General features: G+C 73.1%; 26 protein-coding genes. 15 read left to right on the forward strand and 11 right to left on the reverse strand.

The window, feature by feature from the left end; all coding sequences use genetic code 11:
- The first annotated feature begins 240 nt into the window (after positions 1–240).
- The 3 genes from ACF073_RS14180 (at position 241) to ACF073_RS14190 (ending at position 2,670) form a co-directional block, all read left to right on the forward strand.
- Complete coding sequence (locus ACF073_RS14180; protein WP_392069639.1) at positions 241–834, forward strand: XRE family transcriptional regulator; 594 nt, start codon at positions 241–243, stop codon at positions 832–834.
- A gap of 100 nt (positions 835–934) precedes the next feature.
- Positions 935–1,462 carry a hypothetical protein gene (locus tag ACF073_RS14185; RefSeq protein WP_392069640.1) on the forward strand — a complete coding sequence of 176 codons (528 nt, stop codon included), beginning with the start codon at positions 935–937 and terminating at the stop codon, positions 1,460–1,462.
- Complete coding sequence (locus ACF073_RS14190; RefSeq protein WP_392069641.1) at positions 1,462–2,670, forward strand: MAB_1171c family putative transporter; 1,209 nt, start codon at positions 1,462–1,464, stop codon at positions 2,668–2,670. Before ACF073_RS14185 ends, ACF073_RS14190 begins: the two co-directional genes overlap by 1 nt.
- A 66-nt stretch (positions 2,671–2,736) precedes the next feature.
- On the opposite strand, the gene ACF073_RS14195 is transcribed toward ACF073_RS14190, so the two are convergent.
- Positions 2,737–3,762, reverse strand: a complete 1,026-nt coding sequence (locus tag ACF073_RS14195) for an MBL fold metallo-hydrolase (protein ID WP_392069642.1) — start codon at positions 3,760–3,762, stop codon at positions 2,737–2,739.
- Between the two features lie 128 nt (positions 3,763–3,890).
- On the opposite strand from ACF073_RS14195, the gene ACF073_RS14200 reads away from it, so the two are divergent.
- Together ACF073_RS14200 and ACF073_RS14205 are read left to right on the forward strand one after the other, a co-directional pair.
- On the forward strand, positions 3,891–5,342 hold the full coding sequence (locus ACF073_RS14200) for an aldehyde dehydrogenase (protein ID WP_392069644.1): 1,452 nt from the start codon (positions 3,891–3,893) through the stop codon (positions 5,340–5,342).
- A gap of 3 nt (positions 5,343–5,345) precedes the next feature.
- Entirely contained in the window at positions 5,346–5,579 is a 234-nt protein-coding gene (locus ACF073_RS14205) for a ferredoxin (protein WP_392069646.1), read from the forward strand.
- 286 nt (positions 5,580–5,865) lie between these two features.
- Here the strand turns inward: ACF073_RS14205 and ACF073_RS14210 are convergent, their stop codons facing one another.
- Complete coding sequence (locus tag ACF073_RS14210; protein ID WP_392069648.1) at positions 5,866–6,495, reverse strand: TetR family transcriptional regulator; 630 nt, start codon at positions 6,493–6,495, stop codon at positions 5,866–5,868.
- Positions 6,496–6,716: 221 nt separating this feature from the next.
- Between ACF073_RS14210 and ACF073_RS14215 the strand changes: the two genes are divergently transcribed.
- From ACF073_RS14215 to ACF073_RS14225, 3 genes are read left to right on the forward strand one after another with little or no spacing between them, the layout of a single operon-like run.
- The gene (locus tag ACF073_RS14215) at positions 6,717–8,099 is read left to right on the forward strand and encodes a glycosyltransferase family 4 protein (protein ID WP_392069649.1); all 1,383 of its coding nucleotides are present in this window, start codon (positions 6,717–6,719) and stop codon (positions 8,097–8,099) included.
- On the forward strand, positions 8,093–8,839 hold the full coding sequence (locus ACF073_RS14220; protein ID WP_392069651.1) for a class I SAM-dependent methyltransferase: 747 nt from the start codon (positions 8,093–8,095) through the stop codon (positions 8,837–8,839). The genes ACF073_RS14215 and ACF073_RS14220 overlap by 7 nt, the downstream gene beginning before the upstream one ends.
- Positions 8,836–9,906, forward strand: coding sequence for a prenyltransferase (locus tag ACF073_RS14225; RefSeq protein WP_392069653.1), 1,071 nt, complete (start codon positions 8,836–8,838; stop codon positions 9,904–9,906). The genes ACF073_RS14220 and ACF073_RS14225 overlap by 4 nt, the downstream gene beginning before the upstream one ends.
- Before the next feature lie 20 nt (positions 9,907–9,926).
- Here ACF073_RS14225 and ACF073_RS14230 read toward each other — a convergent pair whose 3' ends face one another.
- Positions 9,927–10,217, reverse strand: a complete 291-nt coding sequence (locus ACF073_RS14230) for a hypothetical protein (protein WP_392069655.1) — start codon at positions 10,215–10,217, stop codon at positions 9,927–9,929.
- 140 nt (positions 10,218–10,357) lie between these two features.
- Between ACF073_RS14230 and ACF073_RS14235 the strand changes: the two genes are divergently transcribed.
- On the forward strand, positions 10,358–10,930 hold the full coding sequence (locus tag ACF073_RS14235) for a hypothetical protein (protein WP_392069657.1): 573 nt from the start codon (positions 10,358–10,360) through the stop codon (positions 10,928–10,930).
- Here the strand turns inward: ACF073_RS14235 and ACF073_RS14240 are convergent.
- From ACF073_RS14240 to ACF073_RS14260, 5 genes are all read right to left on the reverse strand, one after another.
- Complete coding sequence (locus tag ACF073_RS14240; protein ID WP_392069658.1) at positions 10,927–11,937, reverse strand: LLM class F420-dependent oxidoreductase; 1,011 nt, start codon at positions 11,935–11,937, stop codon at positions 10,927–10,929. The two genes, ACF073_RS14235 and ACF073_RS14240, sit on opposite strands and share 4 nt — an antisense overlap.
- 104 nt (positions 11,938–12,041) lie before the next feature.
- Positions 12,042–12,806 carry a DUF5336 domain-containing protein gene (locus ACF073_RS14245; RefSeq protein WP_392069660.1) on the reverse strand — a complete coding sequence of 255 codons (765 nt, stop codon included), beginning with the start codon at positions 12,804–12,806 and terminating at the stop codon, positions 12,042–12,044.
- 115 nt (positions 12,807–12,921) lie between these two features.
- On the reverse strand, positions 12,922–13,851 hold the full coding sequence (locus tag ACF073_RS14250) for an N-acetylmuramoyl-L-alanine amidase (protein WP_392069662.1): 930 nt from the start codon (positions 13,849–13,851) through the stop codon (positions 12,922–12,924).
- A 440-nt stretch (positions 13,852–14,291) separates the two neighbouring features.
- The gene (locus tag ACF073_RS14255) at positions 14,292–14,945 is read right to left on the reverse strand and encodes a class I SAM-dependent methyltransferase (RefSeq protein WP_392069664.1); all 654 of its coding nucleotides are present in this window, start codon (positions 14,943–14,945) and stop codon (positions 14,292–14,294) included.
- A gap of 151 nt (positions 14,946–15,096) precedes the next feature.
- Positions 15,097–16,839, reverse strand: a complete 1,743-nt coding sequence (locus ACF073_RS14260; RefSeq protein ID WP_392069666.1) for an MFS transporter — start codon at positions 16,837–16,839, stop codon at positions 15,097–15,099.
- A gap of 185 nt (positions 16,840–17,024) precedes the next feature.
- Between ACF073_RS14260 and ACF073_RS14265 the strand changes: the two genes are divergently transcribed.
- The 3 genes from ACF073_RS14265 (at position 17,025) to ACF073_RS14275 (ending at position 19,746) form a co-directional block, all read left to right on the forward strand.
- Positions 17,025–18,212 (forward strand): beta-ketoacyl synthase N-terminal-like domain-containing protein, encoded by a 1,188-nt coding sequence (locus ACF073_RS14265; RefSeq protein ID WP_392069668.1) that lies wholly within the window; start codon positions 17,025–17,027, stop codon positions 18,210–18,212.
- A 230-nt stretch (positions 18,213–18,442) separates the two neighbouring features.
- Entirely contained in the window at positions 18,443–18,982 is a 540-nt protein-coding gene (locus ACF073_RS14270; RefSeq protein ID WP_392069670.1) for a SigE family RNA polymerase sigma factor, read from the forward strand.
- Positions 18,982–19,746, forward strand: coding sequence for a hypothetical protein (locus ACF073_RS14275; protein ID WP_392069671.1), 765 nt, complete (start codon positions 18,982–18,984; stop codon positions 19,744–19,746). The genes ACF073_RS14270 and ACF073_RS14275 overlap by 1 nt, the downstream gene beginning before the upstream one ends.
- A 1-nt stretch (position 19,747) precedes the next feature.
- Here ACF073_RS14275 and ACF073_RS14280 read toward each other — a convergent pair whose 3' ends face one another.
- Both ACF073_RS14280 and ACF073_RS14285 read right to left on the reverse strand, forming a co-directional pair.
- Positions 19,748–20,389: a response regulator gene (locus tag ACF073_RS14280; RefSeq protein WP_392069673.1), complete on the reverse strand. Its 642-nt coding sequence runs from the start codon at positions 20,387–20,389 to the stop codon at positions 19,748–19,750.
- Between the two features lie 113 nt (positions 20,390–20,502).
- A complete protein-coding gene (locus ACF073_RS14285) occupies positions 20,503–21,780 on the reverse strand; it encodes a sensor histidine kinase (RefSeq protein WP_392069675.1) in 1,278 nt (425 codons plus the stop codon).
- A 405-nt stretch (positions 21,781–22,185) separates the two neighbouring features.
- On the opposite strand from ACF073_RS14285, the gene ACF073_RS14290 reads away from it, so the two are divergent.
- From ACF073_RS14290 to ACF073_RS14300, 3 genes are read left to right on the forward strand one after another with little or no spacing between them, the layout of a single operon-like run.
- Positions 22,186–23,061 (forward strand): MaoC/PaaZ C-terminal domain-containing protein, encoded by an 876-nt coding sequence (locus ACF073_RS14290; protein WP_392069676.1) that lies wholly within the window; start codon positions 22,186–22,188, stop codon positions 23,059–23,061.
- Positions 23,062–23,098: 37 nt separating this feature from the next.
- Complete coding sequence (locus ACF073_RS14295; protein WP_392069677.1) at positions 23,099–24,175, forward strand: Zn-dependent alcohol dehydrogenase; 1,077 nt, start codon at positions 23,099–23,101, stop codon at positions 24,173–24,175.
- 25 nt (positions 24,176–24,200) lie between these two features.
- On the forward strand, positions 24,201–25,139 hold the full coding sequence (locus tag ACF073_RS14300; RefSeq protein ID WP_392069999.1) for a 3-oxoacyl-ACP reductase: 939 nt from the start codon (positions 24,201–24,203) through the stop codon (positions 25,137–25,139).
- 59 nt (positions 25,140–25,198) lie between these two features.
- Here ACF073_RS14300 and ACF073_RS14305 read toward each other — a convergent pair whose 3' ends face one another.
- On the reverse strand, positions 25,199–25,363 hold the full coding sequence (locus ACF073_RS14305; RefSeq protein ID WP_392069679.1) for a hypothetical protein: 165 nt from the start codon (positions 25,361–25,363) through the stop codon (positions 25,199–25,201).
- Positions 25,364–25,884: the final 521 nt, after the last annotated feature.

Genomic DNA, 25,884 nt, shown 5'->3' on the forward strand with positions numbered 1-25,884 from the left:
CTGGACCTTCCACGGGGGCAAGGCGGACGGAAACACCCCGGATGCCGCTCCCCCATAGGCGGCACCCGAGGCGGGTCGGATCTTGCTCTCCGTGCGGTGATCCTCACCCACAGCGCCCTCAACTGTCAACGATAGCTGCGTAATTCCGCAGGGACCGTTGTCATGTCTGGTTGCATAACGGGCGACCGGGTAGCCTCGCGCCAAGCCACCGAACGAATGATGCGCCCAGGGGGGACCTCGGTGAGTGACACCTACGCCTCACTGGCCGAAGTCCTCGGCCGGCTGGGCGAACTGACCTGCAGGCCGGGCCGGCTGCCGGAGACGCTCGACGTGGCGGGCCTCTCCTACCGCACCGGGATCCCCGTCGGCGTCGTCGTCGACCTGCTCTGCGGAGGCCGGGCCGCCGAGGCCACCCTCGACCAACGCGTGCGCCAGCGCCTGGACTTCATCCGGGAGAGCCGGCGCAGACCGGACGGCAAGCGGTACTCGCTGGACGAGCTGGCCAGGATCGCCGGCACCAGCAGACAGTGGCTGAGCGTGTGGCGCAAGAGCGGGATGCCGAGCCTGGAACACGCCGACCGGCTGCGCCGCTTCTTCGGCCTGCCGGCCGGCTTCTTCACGGCGGACGAGCCCGAGGCGCTGTGCGAAGCGCTGCAACCCGTGCTCCAGGACCTGGAGGCCGAGGCGGACCCGCTGCGGCGGCTGCGCGAGAGCGGGCTGATCCGGCTGGCGGCCCGGGCCCCGCAGATGAACGCCCGGCAACTCGCCACCCTGGCCGACCTGGCCGAGATGATCATCGCCTCGGAGCGGGCGGGGGACACCGGGCGTGGCTGACCGGACGGACGACCGCGCGCGTCCGCGGTCCGCCGCGCCCCCGAGGCGGCCGGGGTTCCCGAGGCAGCCGGGTTCCCCGAAGCGCTTCCTGGACCGGCTCGTGCGCGACACCGTCCGCACCCTGACCCCGCCGACCGCGCCGGAGACGTTCCTGCACGCCCTGTGCGCCACACTGACCCCGCGGCTCGACCGCCCGGTCCGGCTGCGGTTCCTCGCCTTCCCGCCGGGCCTGGACGTCTCCGGGGTCACCCTGGCGCGCGAGGAGGAGTACCTGGTCGTCGTCGAGGAACGGGCCCCGGACCCGCACAAGTTCGTCATCGCCGGGCACGAGATCGGCCACATCCACTACGGCACGCTGGACGTGCACTACCCCGCCTGCCTGCCCGCCGCCGCCCGCCGGCTGCTCGCCCGCGCCGAGGACGACATCCCCTGGGACCAGGTGGTCGCCATGGCCGCCCGCTCGCCCGCCGCCGCCGCGGCCGAGGCCGAGTGGGAGGCCGAGGAGTGCGGGCTGCGCCTGGCCGCGAAGTTCTCCAAGGTCGTCGGGCCCGGCGCGGCCGGCCGGATGACCCAGGACACCCTCACCGACCGGCTGTCGTCCTCGCTGGGCAACATCGGCGGGCCCTGATGCGCGGAGACCTCGCCGCTCACTACGCCGCCTACGCCGTACCCGCCGCCATGTTCGCCGTGGCGTTCGCGATCAAGCTGCCGCTGCTGCGCCGGGCCTGGCAGGACCCGATCCTGCGGGCCACCGCCCTGCTGCTCGGCATCGGCACGATCGTCTGCGCCTCGCTGCCGCCGGCCAACCTGCACCGCATCAACGTGCTCGCCGGCACCCCCAACTTCGCCGGCCTGTGGGTGTACTCCCTGCTGACCGTGTACTGCGGCGCCTGCCTGTGGCTCATCATCACCTGGCGCGAGCCGCCGTCCGCCGTGCGGCGCCGGCGCACCCGCCTGGTCTGGATGGTGTACACCGCCGTCATCGCCGGCCTGTGGACGACGTTCCTGCTCGGCGAGCACGGGGTGGAGCGGCTGCGCGATCTCGACACCTACTACGCCGACACGCCCTGGATGCGCGAGTTCGTGCTCCTCTATCTCGCCGCGCACCTGGTGTCCGCGCTGGTCGCGGCGGGCATGCTGTGGGCCTGGTACCGGGAGGTCGAGGACCGCTGGCTGCGCCGCGCGGTGATCTTCCTCCAGGAGGCGTACGCCCTCGGACTCGTCTACGACTCCGCCAAACTCACCGCGATCGGCGCCCGCTGGAGCGGCCGGGACTGGGACTGGCTCTCCACGTACGTCGCCCCGCCGTTCGCCATCGCCGAGGCGGGCCTGGTGGCCGTGGCCTTCCTCGTCGGACAGGCCGGCCCGCTGGTGGCGGAGCGCCGGCGGCTGGTGCGCACCCACCGGCGCCTTAAGCCGCTGTGGCAGGCGGTGCTGACCGTCGCAGCGCCGGCGGCGCCCGCGACCGGCCGGGTCAGCGGTGCCGCCCTCCGTCTGGAACTGCGCCGGGCCGCCATCAACGACGCCCTCCTGAAGCTGGCCCCGCACCTCAGCGCGGCCCGGCGCGAGCGGATCCGGCGGGCGGCGACGGCGACGGGGCACCCGGACTCCGACGCGCGGGCCATCGCGGCGGCGGTGGACATCCTCGTCGCGGCCGAGGCGCGGCACGCGCCGGACGGCCACGGCCGTCCGGCGCCGGCGGAGCAGTTCGGGTCCGGCTGCATCCCCGACAGCGAACTGGAGTGCATCGCCCGGGCGTTGCGGTCCCATGTGACGGCCGTGGAGCGACTGCGCCTGCAGGAGCTGGCCGAGGACGGACTCACCGCCCCGCACTGACCCCCGCCCCGGCAGCCCGACCCGACCGCCCCGGCCTCGCGCCTCCCGGCCCTCGCCGCCCCGCCCTCACACCGCCACGTACGCCACCGGTTCGCTCCCCGCCACCGGCTCCGCGCGGCCCAGCTTCACCAGGCGGCGCAGATGGGACTCGGCCTCCGAGACCGCGATGGTGCGGGAGCCGTACGGGATGTCCGCCCAGGGGCGGTTCCAGTCCATGCGCTCGGCGAGCTGCCACGGCGTGAGGGGCTCGGCGAGGAGACCGAGGAGGTTGGACAGGCGGCTCTCGTGGTGGTCGAGCAGCGCCCGCACCCGCCCCGGGGCGTCGCTGAAGGCGTGCTGATGGGCCGGGAGGACCTCGGCGGGGCCGAGCCGGCCGATCCGTTCGAGGGAGTCCAGATAGTCGCCCAGGGGATCCGTGACGGTCGCGTCGTCGGGGTCCTCGTACAGACCGATGTGCGGGGTGATCCCGGGCAGCAGGTGGTCCCCGCTGAACAGGCGCCCGTGCCCCGGCAGCCGGGCAGGATGCTCCTCCTCCAGGTGCAGGCAGACATGGCCGGGCGTGTGCCCCGGGGTCCAGACCGCGCGCAGCCGGCGGCCCGGCAGGTCGAGGAGTTCACCGGGGACGATCTCCCGGTCGGGCAGCGCGGGGGAGAGGCCGGGCAGCGTCCGGCCGCGGGAGAGCCGCAACGGCGCCACATGCTCCTCGGGCGCCCCGGCCGCCGCCAGTTTGGCCGCCATGTACGAGAACCAGCGCTCCGGCCGGCTCTCCCGGGCCCGGCGCACGATCGCCGCGTCGGCCGCGTGCAGCGCCACCCAGGCGCCGGAGACCTCGCGCACCCGTGCCGAAAGCCCGTGGTGGTCCGGGTGGTGGTGCGTGACGACGACGCCGTACACCTCCGGAACCGCCGTCCCGCAGGCGGCCAGCCCCGCCCCCAGCGCGTCCCAGGACCCGGGATCGTCCCAGCCGGTGTCCACCAGCACCGGCCCACGGTCGGTGTCCACCACGTACACCAGCGTGTACCCCAGTGGATTGTCCGGGATGGGCACCTGGACGGACCGTACGCCCCCGCCGTGATCGAACGTCGTCACCATCGGACCTCCGCCCCTGAGCCGCACGGCCATTGCCCACTATAACTAGAACTGATATCAGTTCTGAAAGAGTGTCAGAAACGGTGCCGGAGACGATGGATGCGCCGCGTTACGGCGGGAGGCGGTCGGCCATGACGGAGCTCGTGGAACACGGACAGCTGTTCATCGGCGGGGAGTTGACCGACCCGCTGGGCAAGGACGTCATCGAGGTGATCTCGCCGCACACCGAGGAGGTCATCGGCCGGGTGCCGCACGCCTCCCGGGCGGACGTCGACCGTGCCGTGGCCGCCGCGCGCCGCGCCTTCGACGAAGGGCCCTGGTCCCGGGCCACGCTGGAGGAGCGGATCGAGGTCGTCACCCGGATCAAGGACGCCATCGCCGCACGGCACGAGGAGATCGCCCGGGTGATCTCCTCGCAGAACGGCTCCCCGTACTCCTGGAGCGTCCTCGCCCAGGCGCTCGGCGCGATGATGGTGTGGGACGCGGCGATCCGGGTCGCCCGGGACTTCACCTACGAGGAGCGGCGGGACGGGGCCCTCGGCCCGGTACTGGTCCGCCGCGAACCGGTCGGTGTCGTGGCCGCCGTCGTCCCCTGGAACGTCCCGCAGTTCGTCGCCGCCGCCAAGCTCGCGCCCGCGCTGCTGACCGGCTGCGCGGTCGTCCTCAAGCCGTCCCCCGAGTCCCCGCTGGACGCCTACCTCCTCGGCGACATCGCCCGCCGGGCCGGCCTGCCCGAGGGCGTGCTCTCCATCCTCCCCGCCGACCGGGAGGTCAGCGAGTACCTGGTCGGGCACCCCGGTGTCGACAAGGTCTCCTTCACTGGCTCGGTCGCCGCGGGCAAGCGCGTGATGGAGGTCGCCGCCGGCAACCTCACCCGGGTCACCCTGGAGCTGGGCGGCAAGTCGGCGGCGGTCGTGCTGCCGGACGCGGACCTGGAGACGGCCGTCTCCGGGATCGTCCCGGCGGCCTGGATGAACAACGGCCAGGCCTGCGTCGCCCAGACCCGCATCCTCGTCCCGCGCGCCCGCTACGGCGAGTTCGCCGAAGCCTTCGCCCAGGCCGCCGGCGCCCTGAAGGTCGGCGACCCGCTGGACCCCGCGACCCAGGTCGGCCCGCTGGTCGCCGAGCGGCAGCGGCGCCGCAACCTCGACTACATCCGCATCGGCCAGGAGGAGGGCGCCAAGGTCCTCGCCGGCGGCGGCCGTCCGGCGGGCCTGGAGCGCGGCTGGTACGTCGAGCCGACCCTCTTCGGCGACGTCGACAACTCCATGCGCGTCGCCCGCGAGGAGATCTTCGGCCCGGTCGTCTGCCTGCTGCCCTACGGCGACGAGCGGGAGGCCGTACGGATCGCCGACGACTCCGACTACGGCCTGTCCGGCAGCGTGTGGACGGCGGACGTCGAGCGCGGCATCGACATCGCCCGGCAGGTCCGCACCGGCACCTACTCCGTCAACACCTTCAGCCTGGACATGCTCGGCCCGTTCGGCGGCTACAAGAACTCGGGCCTGGGGCGGGAGTTCGGTCCCGAGGGCTACGGCGAGTACCTGGAGCACAAGATGATCCACCTCCCGGCGGGGGCGTAGCCCATGGGCGACCGCTGGCGCATCGAGGTCGACCGGTCGGTGTGCATCGGCTCGGCCCAGTGCCGCCACCACGCCCCGGACGCCTTCCGCCTCGACGCGGCCCGCCAGTCCCACCCCGTGGAACCGGACGCGGACGCGAGCGAACCGATCCTGGCGGCGGCCGAGAGCTGCCCGGTGGAGGCCATCGCACTCACCCTGCTGACCAGCGGAGAGGCGGTGTTCCCGCCGGAGGAGTAGGCCCGTCCTGGTGGTAAATGGTGGGAATTGGCGGGTTCCGTCAGCTCTGGCCGTTCTATGCTGGTATCAGCCTACGAGGCGAGTGAGGGAGTCCGACCGCAGTAGCCGACTCAGGCGCGACGCACAGGCATCCGCCCGGGCCGACAGCGACGGTAGGGCTGAGAGGTCGGAAGGCAGCGGTCAGGCCGGACGGCGACCCCCAGAACCTGATCCGGACCATACCGGCGAAGGGAACCCGTCTCGTAGGTTCTCTCTGTGCCGCGAGCGGCCCGGGCGGCCGGGTCCGTCAGGGGCGGTCCGGGTCCGTCAGGTCGATCAGGCGGCAGACCGTCTCGATGTCGATCTTCACCTGGGCGATGGAGGCGCGGCCCGAGAGCCAGGTGATCAGCGCCGAGTGCCAGGTGTGCTCGATGACGCGGACCGCGGAGAGCTGCTCGGGGGTGGGGTCCGCGAGGCCGACCGCGTCCAGGATGATCGCCGTGGTCTGGCGGGAGACCTGGTCGACCTCGGGCGAGACGCTGCGGTCGGCGAAGGTGAGCGCGCGGACCATCGCGTCGGCCAGGTGCGGCTCGCGCTGCAGGGCGCGGAACGCCCGCATCAGCGTCTCGGCGACCCGCTCGGCGGGCGAGTCCCCCGTCGGCGGCTTCTTGCGCAGCGTGCCGTGCATGTGCTCCAGCTGGTCCTGCATGGTGGCGACCAGCAGATGCACCTTGGACGGGAAGTAGCGGTACAGCGTGCCGAGGGCCACCTGGGACGACTCGGCGACCTCGCGCATCTGCACGGCGTCGAAACCGCCCCGGCTGGCCAGCTGTGCGCTCGCGTGCAGGATCCGGCGGCGGCGGGCTTCCTGCCGCTCGGTCAGCGGTGCCGAAGGGGGCCGGACGCTCCCGGCTTCCAGCTTGGTTTCCGCAGGCATGGGTCCCGCTCCGTGACGGTCGGTGAGGGTGTCTGTAGGGCTTGTGATCATCCTGCACGGAGGGGGTCCGCGCCGTGGCGTGAATCACCTGATCCACTGCTCACAGCGCCCCTACCTGCCGGTAGATTCGGAGCCTCCTGAACGATCAAGTCTGAAACTTGTTCTAGATTAGCGTCCCGTCGTAGTCTCCGCGGGACAGTGCAGGCAGAAGGGGGCCCAGGGTGAGCGCTGAGGCCAGTCAGGCGGGGCCCCGACCGGACCTCGCGGCAGACGGCGAGCGGCCGCTCGACATCGCGCTTCTCACCTATAAAGGGAACCCGTTCTGCGGCGGCCAGGGTGTCTACGTACGCCACCTCTCCCGCGAGCTGGCCCGCCTCGGCCACCGGGTCGAGGTCATCGGCTCGCAGCCGTACCCCGTCCTCGACGAGGGCTACCCGCAGCTCACCCTCACCGAGCTGCCCAGCCTCGACCTCTACCGCCAGCCCGACCCCTTCCGCACCCCGAAGCGGGACGAGTACCGGGACTGGATCGACGCCCTGGAAGTCGCGACCATGTGGACCGGCGGCTTCCCCGAGCCGCTGACCTTCTCGCTGCGCGCCCGCGACCATCTGCGCGCCCGGCGCGGCGAGTTCGACGTCGTCCACGACAACCAGACGCTCGGCTACGGCCTGCTCGGCGACCTCGGCGCCCCCCTGGTCACCACGATCCACCACCCCATCACCGTGGACCGGCAGCTGGAGCTGGACGCGGCCGAGGGCCTCAAGCGCCGCTACTCGGTGCGCCGCTGGTACGGCTTCACCCGGATGCAGAAGCGCGTCGCCCGCCGGCTGCCCTCGGTCCTCACCGTCTCCGGCAGCTCCCGCCAGGAGATCGTGGACCACCTCGGCGTCCGGGACGACCGCGTGCACGTCGTCCACATCGGCGCCGACACCGACCTGTTCGCGCCGAATCCGGCGGTGCCCGAGGTGCCGGGCCGGATCGTCACCACCTCCAGCGCCGATGTGCCGCTCAAGGGCCTCGTGTTCCTCGTGGAGGCGCTCGCCAAGGTGCGCACCGAGCACCCGGCCGCCCATCTCGTCGTCGTCGGCAAGCGCCCCGAGGAGGGCCCGGTCGCCCAGGCGATCGAGCGGTACGGCCTCGACGGCGCCGTCGACTTCGTCAAGGGCATCTCCGACGCCGAACTCGTCGACCTGATCCGCTCCGCCCAGCTCGCCTGCGTGCCCTCCCTCTACGAGGGCTTCTCGCTGCCCGCCGCCGAGGCCATGGCCACCGGAACCCCGCTGGTCGCCACCACCGGCGGCGCGATCCCCGAGGTCGCGGGCGAGGACGGCGACACCTGCCTGGCCGTGCCGCCCGGCGACGCGGGCGCCCTGGCCACCGCGCTCGGCCGGCTGCTCGGCGACGCGGAGCTGCGGTCCCGGCTCGGCCGCGCGGGCCGCGCACGGGTGCTCGACCGCTTCACCTGGGCCCGCGCCGCCGAGGGCACCGTGGCCCACTACCGCGAGGCCATCGCCCGCTCCGGCGCCCCGCGCCGCAGGCCGCAGAACCCGGGCCGCCCGGCGGCCACCACCGGCGTCTACACCGAAAGCAGGGCCACGTGCTGACCGTCGACTTCTCCCGGTTCCCGCTCGCCCCGGGCGACCGTGTCCTGGACCTCGGCTGCGGGGCCGGCCGGCACGCCTTCGAGTGCTACCGGCGCGGCGCCCAGGTCGTGGCCCTGGACCAGAACGCCGAGGAGATCCGCGAGGTCGCCAAGTGGTTCGCGGCGATGAAGGAGGCCGGCGAGGCACCGGAGGGCGCCACCGCCACGGCCATGGAGGGCGACGCCCTCGCCCTGCCGTTCCCCGACGAGTCCTTCGACGTCGTCATCATCTCCGAGGTGATGGAGCACATCCCCGACGACAAGGGCGTGCTCGCCGAGATGGTGCGCGTGCTCAAGCCGGGCGGCCGCATCGCGATCACCGTGCCGCGCTACGGCCCCGAGAAGGTCTGCTGGACGCTGTCCGACGCCTACCACGAGGTCGAGGGCGGCCACATCCGCATCTACAAGGCCGACGAACTGATCGCCAAGGTCCGCGAGGCGGGCCTGAAGCCGTACGGCAACCACCACGCGCACGCCCTGCACTCGCCGTACTGGTGGCTGAAGTGCGCGTTCGGCGTCGACAACGACAAGGCGCTGCCGGTGCGGGCGTACCACAAGCTGCTGGTCTGGGACATCATGAAGAAGCCGCTGGCCACCCGGCTCGCCGAGCAGGCGCTCAACCCGCTGATCGGCAAGAGCTTCGTGGTCTACGCGACCAAGCCGCACCTGCCGCGCCTGGCCGAAGGGGCGGCCGCCAAGTGACCACCCCCCGGACAGAACACCTCGTCCTGCCCGGGGTCCTCACCGCGGAGCAGGCCGCCGCGACCGTCGCCGGCATCCTCGCCGTGCAGCGGGAGGACGGCGCGATCCCCTGGTTCCGCGGCCACCACCTGGACCCCTGGGACCACACCGAGGCCGCCATGGCCCTGGACGCGGCCGGCGAGCACGAGGCCGCCGAGCGCGCGTACGGCTGGCTCGCCCGGCACCAGGAAGGGGACGGTTCCTGGTACGCCGCCTACGCGGACGGCGCCCATGACGACGTCACCGACCGCGCCCGCGAGTCCAACTTCGTCGCCTACATAGCCGTCGGCGTCTGGCACCACTACCTGTCCACCGGCGACGACATGTTCCTGGACCGCATGTGGCCGACCGTCTACGCGGCCGTGGAATGGGTGCTGCGGCTGCAGCGGCCCGGCGGGCAGATCGGCTGGCGCCGCGACGACGACGGCACGCCGGCCACCGACGCGCTGCTCACCGGCAGCTCCTCCGTCCACCATGCCCTGCGCTGCGCCCTCGCCATCGCCGAGCAGCGCGAGGAGCCGCAGCCGGACTGGGAGTTGGCGGTGGGCGCCCTGCGCCACGCGATCCGGCGCCACCCCGAGCGCTTCCTCGACAAGGGCCGCTACTCGATGGACTGGTACTACCCGGTCCTCGGCGGCGCCCTGACCGGGGCCGAGGCCAAGGAGCGCATCGAGGCGGACTGGGACCGGTTCGTCGTCCCCGGCCTCGGCGTGCGCTGCGTGGTGCCCAACCCCTGGGTGACCGGCGGCGAGTCCAGCGAGCTGGCCCTCGCCCTGTGGGCGGTGGGCGAGTCCGACCGGGCCCTGGAGATCCTCCAGTCCATCCAGCATCTGCGGGACCCGGAGAGCGGCCTGTACTGGACGGGCTACGTCTTCGAGGACGACGCGATATGGCCCCGTGAGCTGACCACCTGGACGGCAGGATCGCTGCTCCTCGCCGTAGCCGCGCTGGGCGGCCACGACGCCACCTGCGCGGTGTTCGGCGGCGAACTCCTGCCGGCCGGCCTGGACCCGGACTGCTGCGCCTGATCCACGCCGGCCGGCACGGTTCAGTGCCGGTGCATCCGGTTGGCCAGGGCATGGCCGACGAAGAGGTAGACCACGGCGGCGAGGCCGTATCCGGCGACCACCCGGGCCCAGGCCTCGTCGAACGTGAAGAGGTCGTGCGACCACCCGGCCAGCCAGGAGGCCGCGTCGTGGACGAACTGGACCAGGCTGTTGGCCCGGTTCGCGTCCAACAGGTACATCAGTATCCACAGGCCGAGGATGAGAGCCATGATGTCGGCAACGATCGCGATGACCGTCCCGGCCTGATTCGCTCCAGTGCGATATCGAGACATGCCCTTCGGATTGCCGCTCCCGGCGCCGTGAAACCGTGCCGCGCACCCGGACGGCATCCCCCGAGTGGCGGAACCGGCCGCCCCGGGGCAGGCTGCCGGAGGAAGCAGACCGCTCGGGGAGGACACGTCCGGAGGATCACGTGCCCGTACCGATACGGCGCCTCTTCGTGGCGCTCACCCTGTGCTGTGCCCTGGTGGCCGGCGCCACCGCCTGCTCGGGCGGCGAACAGAGCGGCACGAAGAAGTCCACGGCGGCCCAGGCCGCGGTGCCCGCCGCCGACACCCCCAGTCCGTCCACGTCCGCCGAACGCCAGAAGTTCGCCAAGTCCCGGTTCGTGGCGAACGCGGCCCTCGCCGCCGGCGCCACCTACCAGTGGATCGTGAAGCCCTGGAAGGCCGGCAAGTTCAAGAAGGGCGCCAAGGGCCGCAGAACGGCTCTGATCAAGGCCGGTCTCGCCGGCGCCTTCGCCTACAACCGGCTGAAGGCGGCCCAGAAGAACGCCCAGGGCGATCCGACGCTCGCCAAGGCCCTCGCGCCGCTCGGCGCCGGCATCGACGCCCTGAAGAACCTGCCGTCCAAGCTGCGCAAGGGCGACGAGAACGCGGCCGGTTCGTTCGACGACATCATCAACCAGGTCAAGGGCGCGGGGCAGAGCGCGGGCGCCCCGGTCAAGAACCAGGTGCCGTCCGGCTCCCAGCTGCTCAAGGGCTAGGCGTTCAGCTCCGCCAGCACCCGTAGCGTGTGCGGGTCCGGTGACAGGGCCAGCAGGTCCGTGACCGGGCCCGCGCGCCACAACTCCAGCCGCTCGGCGACGCGTTCACGGGGGCCGACCAGGGAGATCTCGTCCGCGAAGGCGTCCGGCACGGCCAGCACGGCCTCCTCGCGCCGCCCGGCGCGGAACAGCTCCTGGATCCGCCGGGCCTCCTTCTCGTACCCCATGCGGGCCATCAGGTCGGCGTGGAAGTTGCGGGCCGCGTGCCCCATGCCGCCGATGTAGAAGCCGAGCATGGCCTTGACGGGCAGCAGCCCCTCGGCCACGTCGTCGCACACCTTCACCCGGGCCATCGGCGCCACCAGGAACCCCTCGGGCAGCTCCCGCACCACGTCCCCGTACACCTCGGGGCGGCCCGGCGCCCAGTACAGCGGCAGCCAGCCGTCGGCGATCCGGGCGGTCTGGGCGACGTTCTTCGGGCCCTCGGCGCCGAGCAGCACGGGCAGGTCGGCCCGCAGGGGATGGGTGATCGGCTTCAGCGGCTTGCCGAGGCCGGTGCCCTCCGGGCCCCGGTAGGGCAGCGGATGGAACCGGCCGTCCACCGCCACCGGCCCCTGGCGGCGCAGCACCTGCCGTACGGCGTCCACGTACTCCCGGGTCGCGGTCAGCGGCGACTTCGGGAACGGGCGGCCGTACCAGCCCTCCACCACCTGCGGTCCGGAGAGCCCGAGGCCGAGCAGCATCCGGCCGCCCGAGAGGTGGTCCAGGGTGAGCGCGTGCATGGCGGTCGCCGTCGGGGTGCGGGCCGCCATCTGGGCAACCGCCGTACCCAGCCTGATCGTCGACGTCCGCGCGGCGATCCAGGTCAGCGGGGTGAAGGCGTCCGAGCCCCAGGACTCGGCCGTCCACACGGAGTGGTAGCCGAGCCGCTCCGCCTCCTGGGCGAGCGGCACCTGGCCGGCGTCCGGGCCGCGTCCCCAGTAGCCGAGTGCGAGACCGAGCCGCATACGCCTGCCTCCTGACGCTCCGTCAGATATCAGCCGGTGGCGACTGTACGACAACGGCCCCCCGCCCGGAAGGGCGAGGGGCCGGTGCGCTGCGGCGGCGCGGATCAGCCGCGCTGGATGCCGGAGGTGTCCTGAAGGACACCGCGGCGGCCGTCCTGGGTCTGCGCGACCAGCGCGGCACCGCGCTGCTCGACCGCCAAGTACCAGGTGCCCGGCGCCAGTTCGGCGATCGGGGCGGCCGAGCCGTCCTCCGCGAACAGCGGGCGGGCCACCGGCACGGCGAACCAGAACGGCGAGAAGTCCCCGGCCGGCTGCTGCGGCGCCGGGGCGGGCTGAGCGGTCTGCGGGGCCGGCGGCTGCTGGCCGAACGGCTGGCCCGGCTGCGGCTGGGCGCCGTAGGGCTGCTGCGGCTGGGCGCCCGGGTAGCCGTAACCACCGGGCGGCTGGGCGCCGTAGGGCTGCGGGGCGACCGGCTTGGGGGCCGGCATCAGCGGAGCCTGGAGGGCGGGCAGCAGCGGGGTGGCGATGGCGGCGGCCGACAGGACGAGAGCGGCGATGAATCCGAGGACCAGACCGGCTCCCGCGTCCACGCCGTCCAGGTCGATCAGCGTCCACAGCAGCGTCCAGGCGGCCAGGACCGCGAACGCGGTGCCGGCCGCGCCGAGGTCGAGCCCGGCGATCTTGCGCGGCTGCGGCAGGCAGCGGTTGACGACGATGAGAACGGCACCGATCACCGCGCCCATGTAGGTGCCGAGGCCCGTGCCCAGGTTGTCCCACGCGTTCCGGCTGATGTCGCCGCCGAAGCCGGAGTAGCTGTAGAGATCGAGGAACGACGCGATGAACAGCACCACCGCTGCTCCGATCACCACGCCATCGCCTCTAGTGAGGGAGCGGATATTCACTTCAGGTCCTTCGTAGGTCGTCTCGTCGTCGGTAGACACTATCGTCCGCAAGATCCGGCTGTCCGGCCGGTTCCGCCCGCCGTCACGACCCGCGCAGGAAACTCACGATTCCCTCAGAGATCCCCTGCGCCGCCCGCTGCCGCCAGGCGCCGCTGGTGAGCAGTGCCGCGTCCTTGCTATCGCGCATGTTGCCGCACTCGAGGAAGACCTTGGGAACCGTTGACAGATTGAGACCGCCCAGGTCCGTGCGCGTGACGAGACCGGTACCGTCGCCGAGGTAGTTGGAGGGCGCTTCTCCGGTCTCGCGCAGGTAGTCGCCCGCGATCCGCACCCCGAGATCGTGCGACGGGCCGACGATGGGGCGGGTGTCGGCGCCACCGGCGTGCACGGACCCGGGCAGGATGACGTGGAAGCCGCGGTTGCCCTCCGCCGAACCGTCGGCGTGCACGGAGATCGCCGCGTCCGCGTGCGCCTCGTTCCCGATCCGGGCCCGCTCGTCGACGCACGGGCCCCAGGGCGGGGAGTCGCCGTCGTGCGTCAGCTTCACCGTGGCGCCCTGCCGCTCCAGGAGCGTCCGCAGCCGGAGGGAGACGTCCAGCGTGAACCGGGCCTCCGTGTAGCCCGCGTTGGTGGACGTGCCGGTGGTGTCGCACTCCTTCTCGTTCGTGCCGATGTCCACGGGGCGGTTGATCTCGGTCGTGTGCCGGAAGTTGCCGGGGTTGTGGCCCGGGTCGATGACGACGACCTTGCCCTTGAGGGAGCCGGAGCCGGCGGCGGACGCGGTGGGCGTCGGGCTCGCCCGCTTGGCGTCGTCGCCCGGTGCCGCCGTCCGGGACCCGGCTCTGCCCGCCGAGGCGTGCGCGGTGTCCGGTCCGCCGGACCCGCCCACCCCCTCGTACAGCAGCCAGCCCAGCAGCGCACCGGGTACCAGTGCGGCGAGCGCGACGGTCAGCGGCCCGCGCCGGGGCCGGCGGGGCTGCGGGGGTTCGAAGTCCGGGCCTACGTTCGACACGGGTGCCACCTTACGGGGAGCCCGGCGAGTCCGCAGGGGCCCCCGGGCGTCCGCCGGGGCGCGTCCGGCGGCCCCGGGCCCGTGGTTCCGGGCCGCGGTCGCCGGGGGAAGCCGGCGGCGGGGAGGGCGCCGGCCGGGCGACACCCGCACCCGTCCGGGGGAGTGCCGGCCCGCCGCCGCCCCGGACCCCCGCCGCTGTCAACTGCTCCGGGCCGGCGCGGCCTTCAGCGCACTCGCCCGCATGTCCGGCGCGCGCTAAGAGGCGTTCGTGGCAGCCGCCGGCCGTGAGGGACGCGGAGGCCGCCCGCTGCGCCGGGCCGGCGGAGCGGTGGCCGTCCGCGGCGGGGCCCCGGCCGGTTCGCCGGACCGGGCGGGGCCGCCTGCTGCTCCCGGGTGATGCGCGGGGCGGTACCGGGACCGCCGGTACCGGAAAGGACCGGTCAGAGCGCCGGCCCGGACGTGCGCCGCAGGACGCGCAGCGAACCGGTGACCGACACCTCCGCGAAGGCGCCGGAGCCGAGGGCGCGGAGGTAGACCCGGTAGGGGGCCTGGCCGGTGAACTCGTCCTCGGGGTGCGGGAAGACGTCGTGGATGACGAGGTACCCGCCCTCCGCGACATGCGGTGCCCAGCCCTCGTAGTCGGCGCCCGCGTGCTCGTCGGTGTGGCCGCCGTCGACGAAGACGAGACCGAGCGGGGAGTTCCAGACCGCCGCGATCTGCGGGGAGCGGCCGACGAGCGCCACCACATGGTCTTCGAGGCCCGCCCGGTGCAGGGTCCGGCGGAACGTCGGCAGCGTGTCCATCAGGCCGACCTCGGGGTCGACGGTCTCCGGGTCGTGGTAGTCCCAGCCCGGCTGCTGCTCCTCGCTGCCCCGGTGGTGGTCGACGGTGAGCGCGGTGACACCGGCCGCGCGGGCCGCGTCCGCGAGCAGGATCGTCGAGCGTCCGCAGTAGGTGCCGACCTCCAGCAGCGGCAGCCCCAGCCGGCCGGCCTCGGCGGCGGCCGCGTACAGGGCCAGCCCCTCGTCCACGGGCATGAATCCCTTGGCCGCCTCGAACGCGGCGAGGATCTCGGGCTTGGGGGCGGTGGCCATGGGGCGCCTTCCGGCTCGTACGACTCTGCGGACCTCCACATGCTGCCGCACCCCCGGCCGACTGTTCGACCGGGGGTGCGGGCAACGCGGTGAAGGGCCTGGGACAACGTGCGACGAGCCGCTGCGGCCCGGCGGGAGCGGTCCCCGGGCGCTACGCGCTCACGACCTCCCCGGGCAGCGAGAGATCCAGGTCCACCGGCCGCTCCTCCCCGGAATGCGTGGCGGAGGAGGCCAGCGGGCCGTGCCCGGCGGCCCGTGCGGCCAGCACGTACGCGCCTTCGGCCGGGACCGCGAGGGCATAGCTGCCGTCCTCCTCGGAGAACGTCGAACCCGCCTGCCGCCCCCGCCGGTCGATCAGCGTGACCTTGGCCCGGGCGACCGGGGCGCCGTCGGCGCCGAGGACCCGGCCCCGGAAGCCGCGCAGCACCTCTTCGGCCTGTTCGAGGACGGCGTCCTCCTCGCTGCTCGCCCGCAGCCGGGTGTGCTGGGCGGGCCGGCCGGCCTTCGGCAGGAACAGCGCCAGCAGCACGCCGACGGCCACCGCGGCCGTGGCGATCAGGAAGGAGACCCGGAAGCCGTGCATGGTCGGGATCGCGAGGCCGCCCACGTCGTTCGCGGTGTTGGCCAGCACCATGCCGATGACGGCGCTCGACACCGACGTGCCGATGGACCGCATCAGGGTGTTCAGACCGTTGGCCGCGCCGGTCTCCGAGGCCGGGACCGCGCCGATGATCAGCGCGGGCAGCGAGGAGTAGGCGAGGCCGATGCCGGCGCCGAGCACCACGGACGTGATGATCGTCTGCCACGCCGCGTCCATCAGGCCGAGGCCGCCGCCGTAGCCGGCGGCGATGATCAGCATGCCGAGGATGAGGGTGGTCTTCGGGCCGTAGCGGGCGGAGAGACGGGCGTAGACCGGCGCCGTGAACATCATCGTCAGGCCCAGCGGGGCCACGCACAGGCCGGCGACGACCATGGACTGGCCGAGCCCGTAGCCGGTCGCCTTCGGCAGCTGGAGCAGCTGGGGCAGGACGAGCGAGACGACGTAGAAGCTGACGCCGACCATGATCGAGGCGAGGTTGGTGAGCAGCACCTCGCGGCGGGCGGTGGTGCGCAGGTCCACCAGGGGCGCCTGCACGCGCAGCTCGTACAGGCCCCACAGCAGCAGGACGGCGACGGACGCGGCGAACAGGCCGAGCGTCGTGCCCGAGGACCAGCCCCAGTCGCTGCCCTTGGTGATGGGCAGCAGGAGCAGCACCAGACCGGTGGACAGGCCCAGCGCGCCGAGCAGGTCGAAGGTGCCCTCGGCGCGCATCGGGGACTCCGGCACGACGAGGAGGGTGAGGACGATGGCGAGCACTCCGAGGCCGGCGGCGCCGTAGAACAGGGCGTGCCAGTCCGCGTGCTGCGCGACCAGGGCGGCGGCGGGCAGCGCCAGGCCGCCGCCCACGCCTATGGAGGAACTCATCAGGGCCATGGCCGAGCCGAGCTTCTCGCGCGGCAGCATGTCGCGCATCAGGCCGATGCCGAGCGGAATGGCGCCCATGGCGAAGCCCTGCAGGGCACGGCCCACGATCATGACGATCAGCTGGCTGGTGAGCGCGCTGATCAGGGCGCCGACCACCATCACGGCGAGGCTGAAGATCAGCATGCGGCGCTTGCCGGAGAGGTCGCCGAGCCGGCCCATGATCGGGGTGGCGACGGCGCCGGACAGGAGGGTGGAGGTGAGGACCCAGGTGGCGTTGGTCGGGGCGGTGTCCAGGAGCTGCGGCAGGTCCTTGATGACCGGCACGAGCAGCGTCTGCATCACCGCGACCACGATGCCCGCGAAGGCGAGCACCGGGACCACGGCGCCGCCCGCTCTCCGGGTGGGCTGGTCGGTCGTGGCTTCTGTCATGGGGTGAGGCCTTCCGCGTGTCATAAGTGCCGGGTAAACCTCGTATGCACAGGCAACTATTCCGTTGCTTCGGGCCTCTAATGGATCCTTGACCGAGCCATGGGTTTCTGATGCGGCGTCATGGGCCGCCCCGCGGGTCGTCACAGGGCTGGCCAGTTGATGGAACACGTTCTAGTCTGCGCGCCATGAAGGCCTATGTCGCCGGGGTCGGGATGACCAGGTTCGAGAAGCCCGAGACCCGTGAATGGCAGTACTGGGACATGGTGCGGGAGGCGGGCGAGGCGGCGCTCGCGGACGCCGGGATCGCGTACGGCGATGTGGAACAGGTTCCCATCGGCTACTGCTTCCAGCCCTCGACCGCCGGTCAGCGCGCCGTCTACGAACTCGGCCTGACCGGCATCCCCGTCTACAACGTCAACAACAACTGCGCCACCGGCGCGACCGCGCTCATGCTGGCCCGGCAGCTGGTCGAGGGCGGGGTCTGCGACTGCGTGCTGGCGCTCGGCTTCGAGAAGATGAAGAAGGGCGCGCTCGGCGGCGGCGCCGACGGCGGCGACTTCGCCACCTCGCCCGTGGCCCGGCACTACGGGGTCATGGCCGCCCGGCACGGCTTCGAGACGACCCCGCCGACCGCGCAGATCTTCGGGGACGCGGCCCGCGAGCACATGGAGCGGTACGGCACCACCGAGGCGCAGCTCGCCGCCGTCGCCGCCAAGAACCACCGGCACTCCGCGCACAACCCCTACGCCCAGTTCCGGGACGTGTACGAGGTCGGGGACATCCTGGCCGCGCGCCCAGTGCACCGCCCGCTCACCAAGCTCCAGTGCTCGCCGACCTCGGACGGCGCCGCGGCGGCCGTGGTCGTCTCGGAGCGGTTCGCGCGGGCGCGGTCGCTGACCGGCCTGGCCGAGATCGCCGGGCAGGCCATGACCACCGACACCGAGGAGTGCTTCGCCTCCGGCTCCTGCGTCGACGTCGTCGGGCAGCCGATGTCCCGCGAGGCGGCCCGCCAGGCGTACGAGCGGTCCGGGCTCGGCATCGAGGACGTCGACGTGATCGAGCTGCACGACTGCTTCTCCGTCAACGAGCTGCTGACGTACGAGGCGCTCGGCATGTGCGCGCCGGGGGAGTCGGGCCCGCTGGCCGAGTCGGGCGCGACGACGTACGGCGGGCGGTGGGTGGTGAACCCCTCCGGCGGGCTGATCTCCAAGGGGCATCCGCTGGGCGCGACCGGTCTGGCGCAGACGGCCGAGCTGGTGTGGCAGCTGCGCGGCACGGCGGGGCCGCGGCAGGTGCCGGGGGCCCGGGTGGGGCTCGCGCACAACATCGGCCTCGGCGGCGCCGCGGTGGTGACGGTGCTGCGCGCGGCTTAGGGGCTCGCCTCGGGGGCGGCCGGACAGGCGGTGAGTCGGGGGTTGGAGGAGGCGGGGGCTCGGGGGTCCGGGGAGGCGGGGGCCCGGGGGTTGGGGGGCGGCGGCCCGGGGGGTCCGGGGAGGCGGGGGCCTGAGTGCTCGGGGAGGCGGTGGAGAATCTCCGCGAGTTTCGCGGGGGAGGCAACGGTCGGGGCGGCCCATGGACTCCTTTTGACATCTAGGAGGTGCTCATGGGGGACGGGAAGCAGACACGGAACGAGGAGTTCCAGAGCTTCATGGTCGGCCGCTGGCCGCGGCTGATGCGTACGGCATTTCTCCTCACGGGGGAGCAGCACGCCGCGGAGGACCTGGTCCAGTCGACGCTGGAACAGGTCTTCGTGGCCTGGCGCCGGGTCGGCGCCGCCGACGACCCGGAGGCGTACGTACGACGGGTGATGATCAACGCGCACGCGCGCAGACACCGCAGGAGGCTCAGGGAGTTCCTGGCGCCGAAGGACGACTCCGGCCTGGTGCGCGAGGTGGCCGACACGGGGGACCGGATCGCCCAGGCCGACGACCGCGGCGCCCTGCTCAAGGCGCTCGCGCAACTGCCGGCGCGGCAGCGGGAGGCGGTCGTCCTGCGCTACTGGGAGGACCTGACGGAGACGCAGACGGCCGAGGCGATGGGCTGCTCGGTCGGCACGGTGAAGAGCAACGCGGCCAAGGGGATCGCGAAACTCCGCGCCATACCGGGACTGGCCGAGACGGTGACGCACGGAGGGCGGAAGTGATGAGCGCGGACCGGGAGAACCACGAGATGACGCAGACGGACATCGCCTTCCTGCTCGCGGACGCGGCGGACGAGGTCGAGATCGGCATAGCCCCGGTACAGGCCGTCATCCGCGGCGGCAGGCGGCGCAGAGCCCGGCGCTGGGCGGTGGCGGCGGCCACGACGCTGGTACTGGCGGGGTCGACGGGCGCCCTCGCGGTGACGGGGCTGCCCGGGGGCGGGCACGGGGACCGGGGGGCGAACGTGGCGACCCACGGGAGGGACGTGGAGAAGCCTCGGACCACCGAGCTGGCGCGGGGCACCGACCGAGGCAGGAAATGGAGCGTCGTGGCCGAGGTGTGGGCGGCGCCCCGGGACCGGGCGGAGGCCGTCAGGCAGCTGACCGCCATGAAGGGATACGGCATCGACGGCGGCGCGGAGCCCCGGCTCGCGGATCTGGTCGGCAAGACGTCGTACTACGCGATCCTCCACTACGGCGACAGCCGCCCGCGGCCCATCATGTTCAACACCGTCAAGAAGTGGGAGGAGCTGGCCGGGACCGACATGCTGGCGGCGGCGATCCCCCTGGCCGAGGAGAACGGCGAGGGACCCGAGCGGCTCGTGGTGGGCACGGTCCCCACCTCCGCCCGGCATGTCAGCTGCACCTGGAAGAACGGCGACAGCATCGTGGCCGTGCCCGTCCCGGCCGCGGGCTCCCCCGTGAACTGGTTCGTGTGCGCGGCCCCGGAGGGAACCCGCTACGCGGACGCGAGGGTGATCCCGTAGGTCACAGCCACCCCTGCTGCCGGGCCTCCCGCACCGCCTCGGCCCGGTTGCGGGTACCGGTCTTGCCGATCGCGGAGGAGAGGTAGTTGCGGACGGTGGACTCGGACAGCCGGAGCCGCACGGCGATGTCGGCGACGGTCGCCCCGTCCACCGACGCCTTCAGCACCTCGCACTCGCGGGCCGTCAGCGGACTCGGTCCGGCGCTGAGCGCGGCGGCGGCCAGTGCCGGGTCCACCACGGTCTCCCCGGAGAGCACCCGCCGGATCGCCTCGGCCAGCTCCTCCACCGGACCGTCCTTGACGAGGAAGCCGGCCGCACCGGCCTCCATGGCCCGGCGCAGATAGCCCGGCCGGCCGAAGGTGGTCAGGATCAGCACCCGGCAGTCGGGTGCCTGGACCCGAAGCTCGGCCGCCGCGTCGAGGCCGCTCATGCCCGGCAGCTCGATGTCCAGCAGGGCCACGTCGGGGCGCTGCGCGAGCACGGCGTCCACGATCCCGTCCCCCGCGCCGAGCTGGCCCACGACCTCGATGTCCCGCTCCATGCCGAGCAGCAGGGCGAGCGCGCCGCGCATCATGCCCTGGTCCTCGGCGAGCAGCACCCGGATGCACTTGGCGGGCCGGCGGCCCGGGGGCATCTCGTTCATGCGGCCAGATTACGGCGCCGGGGGTGACCGGCGGCATGGTGCGCACCGGCGGCGCCGACGCCCGCGCCGACCCTGGGACAGCGCCACCACGGGGAGCGGCGAGGCGATTCCGGTCAGCCGGCCCTGGGCGCCAGGGCCGGATCCTGGGCGGCCGGCTCCGCCGGCTCCTGCGGGAGTTCGGCGGTGACCGTGAAGCCGCCGCGCGGCGACCGGCCGGCCCGCAGCGAGCCGCCCGCGGCGGCCAGGCGCTCGGTCAGCCCCTTCAGGCCGGTGCCGCCGATGCCCTCGGCCGGACGCGTGACGGCCTTCCCGGTGCCGTTGTCGGTGACGGTGAGCCGTACCCGGTCGGCGGCGCTCTCGACGCCGATGTCGCAGCGGGTGGCGTCGCTGTGCCGGACGACGTTGGTGACCGCCTCGCGCACCACCCAGCCGAGCAGCGCCTCGGTCTGCGGCGCCAGCGGCGAACCGCTCTGGCGCACCACCGGCTCGATGCTCGTGGCGGACAGCGCCGAGCGGGCCCGGGTCAGCTCGGTGGCCAGGCTGCCCTCGCGGTAGCCGGTCACCGCCTCGCGGATCTCGGTGAGCGCCTGCCGGCCCACCGACTCGATGTCGCCGATCTGCGTCAGCGCCGCGTCCAGATCGCGCCCGGCCAGCCGCCGGGCCGCCTCCGACTTCACCACGATCACCGAGAGGGTGTGACCGAGCAGATCGTGCAGATCACGCGAGAAGCGCAGCCGCTCCTTCTCCACCGCCCGCCGGGCCAGCTCCTCCCGGGCGGACCGCAGTTCCCGCACCGCCTCGGACAGGCCGAGGATCGCGGCGGTCACCATGCTGGAGAGGAAGGTGGCGTAGCCGATGCCGGACGCGTCGCCCCAGCCGCCGCGGACATAGGAGACGGCACCCGCGTACGCCGCGAGCAGCAGCCCCGTCCGCCCCAGCCAGGGGCCGCGCAGGGCGGCGCCCGCCGCGAGTCCCAGCAGCGGGAAGAACGTCAGCCAGTCGCCGCCGTACCCGAGGGCGAGGCCCGTGGTCAGCAGGCCCATGAGCACCAGCGCCACCCGGGTGGACACCGACGCGCGCTTGGCCCGGTCGAAGGAGCGGAAGGTGACGTAGATGTACAGCGAGTTGAAGGTCAGCAGGCCCAGGCCGCCGACCCACGGGTCGGCGGTGCGGCCCTGCAGCAGATTGGAGAAGGACCCCAGGCCCATCAGCAGCCAGGGCAGCAGGGCGAAGCCGGTCGGGGGCGGTCCCGGATGGTCGACGTCGGGGAACTCGTTCTTGCGCCCGGCGGCCCGCCGCGCGGCCTTGTAACGCTCCTGCTCCGCCTTCCACTCCCGCCGTGCCGCCTGCCAGGTCCGTGCCCGGCACCGCACTCGGTCCCGCCATGTCATCCCTTTTCCCCCGATCAGTCCGTCCCCGCCGCGCGGCGGTACGACCGCACAGCGTACGAATCGAACCCTACGAATCCGGACCCCCGCCCCGGCAGATGCGCATGTACGGATTCGGGCAGTACAAATGTCACGGACGCTCCGTCGGCTGACGGGGTGTCAGGAGCCTTCACAACTGTGGAGCGCTGGGCTATACAGGGGGCGCCGGACTGGAACGCGTTCTAGATCGGCCCGCAGCGACCCCGGTGCGGGCGACGGTGCGGACGTCCGCGCCGGGGTCTTCCCGCCGCCGGCGCGGTCCGCCCGGCAGCGCGGTCAGCCGCCTGCGGAGTTCCGCGCCCCCCCCCGCAGACCCGCGCCGCCCCGCCGATCCGCGCCCCGCCGATCCGCCGTCACGTCAGGAGCCCCATGCCCATCGACGCAGCCCTGGCCCTCGCCGCCGAACCCCGCTCCGGCGAGATCAGCTGGACCGCCAAGGACGTCCAGCTCTACCACCTCGGTATCGGCGCGGGCGCCAACCCGGACAAGGAGAGTCCCGCCACCGACCCGGACGAGCTGCGCTACACCCTGGAGTCCCGGCTGCACGTGCTGCCGAGCTTCGCCACCGTGGCGGGCGCCGGCTCACCCGGCGTGATCAGCGGCCTCTCCATGCCGGGCATCGACGTCGACCTCGCCAAGGTCCTGCACGGCGGCCAGAGCCTGACCCTGCACCGGCCCCTCCCGGCCGCCGGCACCGCCACCGCCACCAGCCGGATCGCGGCCGTCCACGACAAGGGCAAGGCCGCCGTCCTGGTCATGCGCACCGAGGTCGCCGACGCCGAGGGCCCGCTGTGGACCAACGACGCGCAGATCTTCGTACGCGGCGAGGGCGGCTTCGGCGGTGACCGCGGCCCCTCCGTCCGCCTCGACCCGCCCGCCGGTGACCCCGACCGGACCGTCGACCGGCCCGTCCGCGCCGACCAGGCCCTCCTCTACCGCCTCTCCGGTGACTACAACCCCCTGCACGCCGACCCCGAGTTCGCCAAGGTGGCCGGCTTCGACAAGCCGATCCTGCACGGGCTGTGCACCTACGGCATCACGCTCAAGGCGGTCGTCGACACCCTGCTCGGCGGCGATGTGACCCGGGTGCGCGGCTACGGCACCCGCTTCACCGGGGTCGTGTTCCCGGGGGAGACCCTGCGCATCCGCATGTGGCGCGAGGACGGGCGGGTGCGGGTCACGGTGGGCGCCGTGGAGCGGGACGGCGCTTCGGTGCTCGCCGACACCGTCGTACAGCACTCCTGACAGCACGCCGGAATCAGCCTCCGAGGGGAGCCGCACCATGCGCGCAGCCGTACTGCACGAGATCGGCCAGGAAAAGCTGGAGGTCCTCGACGACATCGAGGCCGTGGGCTTCGGCCCGGGCAAGGTCAGGGTCCGGATCCGCGCCACCGGGCTGTGCCACTCGGACCTGTCCGCGATGACCGGGGTGCTGCCCCAGCCGGCCCCCTTCGTGCCCGGCCACGAGGGCGCCGGCGAGATCCTCGAAGTGGGGGACGGCGTACGGCACCTGAAGCCCGGCGACCGGGTCGTGCTGTGCTGGCTGCCGGCCTGCGGTGACTGTCCGGCCTGCACACGCGGGCAGAGCCAGCTCTGCCTGGCCGGGTTCATGAACGCGGGCACCCCCAACTTCCGCCGCTCCGGCGGCGATCTCTTCGGATTCGCGGGCACCGGCACCTTCGCGGAGGAGGTCGTGGTCGACGCCGGCTGCGCGGTGCCCCTCCCGGAGGACGTGCCCTTCGACATCGCCGCCCTGATCGGCTGCGGGGTGACGACCGGGCTCGGCGCCGCCCTCAACACCGCCGACGTGGCGGCCGGTTCGTCGGTCGCCGTCATCGGCTGCGGAGGCGTCGGCATCTCGGCGGTGCAGGGGGCCCGGCTGAAGGGCGCCGCCGAGATCGTCGCCGTCGACCCGGTCGCCTCCCGGCGCGAGTCCGCCCTCCGGTTCGGCGCCACCAGGGCCGTGTCACCCGAGGAGCTGGCCGACGCCAAGCAGCAGGTCACCGGCGGCGAGGGCTTCGACTACGTCTTCGAGGTCGTCGGCCGGTCCGCCACCGCCCGCACCGCCTACGAGAACACCCGGCGCGGCGGCACCCTCGTCGTCGTCGGTGCCGGCGCCATGGACGACTTCCTCCAGCTCAACATGTTCGAGCTGTTCTTCGACGAGAAGCGCATCCTGCCGTCCATGTACGGCGGAGGCGACGTCCTGCGCTCCTACGAACGCGCGATCGCCCTGTGGCGGGCCGGCCGGGTCGACCTGGCGGGCCTGATCACCCACCGGGTGCCGCTCGCGGAGATCAACGAGGCACTGGACCAGATGCGTACCGGGACCGCCCTGCGTACGTGCATCGAGATCTGAGAGAGCCGAGGTCCGCGCGATGTCACTGTCACTGCCACTGGAGGGCCTGTCCGCGATCGTCACCGGCGCCGGACGCGGACTCGGCCGGGCCGAGGCCCTGGAACTCGCCCGGCTCGGCGCGGCCGTCGTCGTCAACGACTACGGCCGGCCCGGCCGGGACGGCTCAGGAGAGGTGTCGGCGGGCCCCGCCGAGGAGGTCGCGGCCGAGATCCGCGCGGCCGGGGGCAAGGCCCTCGCGCACACCGGGGACATCGCCGACTTCCACGGGGCCGGCGCCCTCGTCGGCGCGGCGATCGCCGAGTTCGGGAAGCTGGACATCCTCGTCAACAACGCCGGTATCCTGCGCGACCGCATGGTCTTCTCCATGACGGAGGACGAGTGGGACAGCGTGATCCGCGTCCACCTCAAGGGACACTTCAACACCACCCACTTCGCCGCCGCGCACTGGCGGGAGCGGTCCAAGGAGGCCGGGGCAGCGGTGTACGGGCGGATCGTGAACACCTCGTCGGAGGCGTTCCTCGCCGGATCGGCCGGCCAGCCCAACTACGCGGCGGCGAAAGGCGGGATCGTCGGCCTGACCACCTCCACCGCCCTCGCCCTGGCCAAGTACGGTGTCACGGCCAACGCCATCTGCCCGCGCGCCCGGACCCGGATGACCGAGGACGTCTTCGCCGGCTTCGGGAAACCGGAGGAGGGCCTCGACCCGCTCGCTCCGGAGCATGTCGCCCCGCTCGTCGGCTATCTGGCCTCGCCGGCCGCCGCCCGGATCAACGGCCAGCTGCTCGTCGTGCACGGCGGCATGGTGGCCGTGATGGAACGGCCCCGGGTGCGGGCGAAGTTCGACAGCGAGCGGGACGCGTTCAGCTACGACGAACTCGACGCGCTGCTCACCCCGCACTACGCGGACCGGCCGACCGGGGAGACCTTCGCGGCGGCGGAGGTTCTGGGACTCAAACGGGGCTGAGTCCCGGCAACAGAGAAGAGGGGGGCGCCCGTCGGGCACCCCCCTCTTCTTCTTCACTCCTACCGCCAGGCCGCGGCCTCGGCCGTCGTCTGGCCCGGCTTGCGATGCCGGCCGTGCGGATCCGTCTCGCTCTCCTGGGCCGCGACCGGGCCCCGGTGCCGGCCGTGGCCGGCGGTCTCGGAAGAGTCGGCAGACAGCTGGTCAGTGGTGCTGGTGTCGCTCATCGGACGTATTCACCCCGTCAACATGATCTTTCGTACAGCCGGAGGAGTGTAACCGGCGCACCACGGGCCGAATCCAGGCGCACACGCCAACCGGCACTAGTTCGTTACAAGACGTGCCAGAGGCGCCTGTTGCAAGGGCACCGGACGCGTCACCACGGGCTCCGGAGGACCCGATTCCGCCACCGTCCGGAACGCCGGGGACACCTCAAATGCCCTGGGAGTCGTAAGCGTTGTGGACGCGTCGGACGGCTCGGACGCGTCGGACGGCTCGGATGCGTTGAACGGCGCGGATACGTCGGACGGCGCGGGCACGTCGGACGGCGCGGATACGTCGGATGCGGTGGGCGTGCCCGAAGTCTCCGATGGGTTGGAGTCCTTCGACGCGCAGGGTGCCGTGGCCGCCCCAGCCGCCCCGCCTGCCTCGGCCGCCCCGCCTGTCCCAGCCGCCCCGTCTGTCCCGGCCGTCCCAGCCAGCCCGCCTGCCTCGGCCGCCCCGCCTGTCCCAGCCGCCCCGTCTGTCC

The organism is Streptomyces sp. NPDC015171 (assembly GCF_043079545.1).
Lineage (GTDB): Bacteria > Actinomycetota > Actinomycetes > Streptomycetales > Streptomycetaceae > Streptomyces.

What these genes read in the sequence shown, in the direction of transcription:
- ACF073_RS14240 (WP_392069658.1), bottom strand. Translation starts at nt 11,937, where the DNA reads ATGCGGCTCGGTCTCGCACTCGGCTACTGGGGACGCGGCCCGGACGCC.
- ACF073_RS14285 (WP_392069675.1), bottom strand. Translation starts at nt 21,780, where the DNA reads ATGACATGGCGGGACCGAGTGCGGTGCCGGGCACGGACCTGGCAGGCG.
- ACF073_RS14210 (WP_392069648.1), bottom strand. Translation starts at nt 6,495, where the DNA reads ATGCCTGCGGAAACCAAGCTGGAAGCCGGGAGCGTCCGGCCCCCTTCG.
- ACF073_RS14255 (WP_392069664.1), bottom strand. Translation starts at nt 14,945, where the DNA reads ATGGCCACCGCCCCCAAGCCCGAGATCCTCGCCGCGTTCGAGGCGGCC.
- ACF073_RS14195 (WP_392069642.1), bottom strand. Translation starts at nt 3,762, where the DNA reads ATGGTGACGACGTTCGATCACGGCGGGGGCGTACGGTCCGTCCAGGTG.
- ACF073_RS14265 (WP_392069668.1), top strand. Translation starts at nt 17,025, where the DNA reads ATGAAGGCCTATGTCGCCGGGGTCGGGATGACCAGGTTCGAGAAGCCC.
- ACF073_RS14280 (WP_392069673.1), bottom strand. Translation starts at nt 20,389, where the DNA reads ATGAACGAGATGCCCCCGGGCCGCCGGCCCGCCAAGTGCATCCGGGTG.
- ACF073_RS14295 (WP_392069677.1), top strand. Translation starts at nt 23,099, where the DNA reads ATGCGCGCAGCCGTACTGCACGAGATCGGCCAGGAAAAGCTGGAGGTC.
- ACF073_RS14270 (WP_392069670.1), top strand. Translation starts at nt 18,443, where the DNA reads ATGGGGGACGGGAAGCAGACACGGAACGAGGAGTTCCAGAGCTTCATG.
- ACF073_RS14205 (WP_392069646.1), top strand. Translation starts at nt 5,346, where the DNA reads ATGGGCGACCGCTGGCGCATCGAGGTCGACCGGTCGGTGTGCATCGGC.
- ACF073_RS14305 (WP_392069679.1), bottom strand. Translation starts at nt 25,363, where the DNA reads ATGAGCGACACCAGCACCACTGACCAGCTGTCTGCCGACTCTTCCGAG.
- ACF073_RS14230 (WP_392069655.1), bottom strand. Translation starts at nt 10,217, where the DNA reads ATGTCTCGATATCGCACTGGAGCGAATCAGGCCGGGACGGTCATCGCG.
- ACF073_RS14190 (WP_392069641.1), top strand. Translation starts at nt 1,462, where the DNA reads ATGCGCGGAGACCTCGCCGCTCACTACGCCGCCTACGCCGTACCCGCC.
- ACF073_RS14275 (WP_392069671.1), top strand. Translation starts at nt 18,982, where the DNA reads ATGAGCGCGGACCGGGAGAACCACGAGATGACGCAGACGGACATCGCC.
- ACF073_RS14200 (WP_392069644.1), top strand. Translation starts at nt 3,891, where the DNA reads ATGACGGAGCTCGTGGAACACGGACAGCTGTTCATCGGCGGGGAGTTG.
- ACF073_RS14290 (WP_392069676.1), top strand. Translation starts at nt 22,186, where the DNA reads ATGCCCATCGACGCAGCCCTGGCCCTCGCCGCCGAACCCCGCTCCGGC.
- ACF073_RS14260 (WP_392069666.1), bottom strand. Translation starts at nt 16,839, where the DNA reads ATGACAGAAGCCACGACCGACCAGCCCACCCGGAGAGCGGGCGGCGCC.